The sequence below is a fragment of the Nocardioides panacisoli genome (genome assembly GCF_039537325.1).
Taxonomy (GTDB): domain Bacteria; phylum Actinomycetota; class Actinomycetes; order Propionibacteriales; family Nocardioidaceae; genus Nocardioides; species Nocardioides panacisoli.
In genome coordinates, this window is record NZ_BAABAH010000040.1 from 1 (window position 1) to 662 (window position 662).

1 protein-coding gene is annotated in these 662 nt (G+C 70.7%); it reads right to left on the reverse strand.

Annotation, left to right across the window (positions count from 1 at the left end):
- Window positions 1–662 (reverse strand): DUF222 domain-containing protein (locus ABD709_RS21400; RefSeq protein ID WP_344779090.1); only part of this gene is annotated, 662 nt, incomplete at both ends.

Here is a 662-nt window from a genome sequence, read left to right on the forward strand (position 1 = left end):
GGGTGGTCGCAGCCTTGGGCGCGGCAGCGGCGGTCGCGGAGTCGGATGGCTTTGCGTTGGGGTGGTCGGTAGAGCCGGTCGGCGCGGCCGAGGTCGAGCACTTCGGAGTGGTTGCCGAGGACGGCGGGGATGATCTGGGCGGTGCAGGCGAGCCGTCTGGCTTCTGCTGCCGACAGGTTGGGACCGAGGGCGGGGTCCGAGCCGTCGAGGATCGTGGCGGTGCCCAGCTCCTTGCGCAGGTCGTCGAGGGTGATGGTGATGATGAGGGTGGTGGCGTCCCCGCCGTGCTCGGGGAGCTGGGTGGGGTCCAGGTGCTCCAGCAGGGTGCACAGGGCGTGGGCGAGCTTGCGGGGGTAGGGGATCCGGTCGGCCTCCCCGGCACCGGTGGGGGTGTTCTTGGGGTTGCGGGGTGAGGTGTAGGCGTCCAGGTAGGTCTTCAACCGGGTCGCGCTCGCGTCGGGGAGCAGTCCGGTGAGCCGGGTGGTGCCGTCGCCTTGGGGTTTGAAGGTCAGGCGCATCTTCTGCCGTGCTGACCGTTCCTCTTCTTGGAGGCGCTGGGCGTCGGCCTGGTTGCCGGTGTCGGGGTCGACGACGGCCAGGATCCGTTTGCCCAGGGCGCGCAGCTCGTGGGGGGTGAACCGGGTGCACCAGGCGACCAGCTG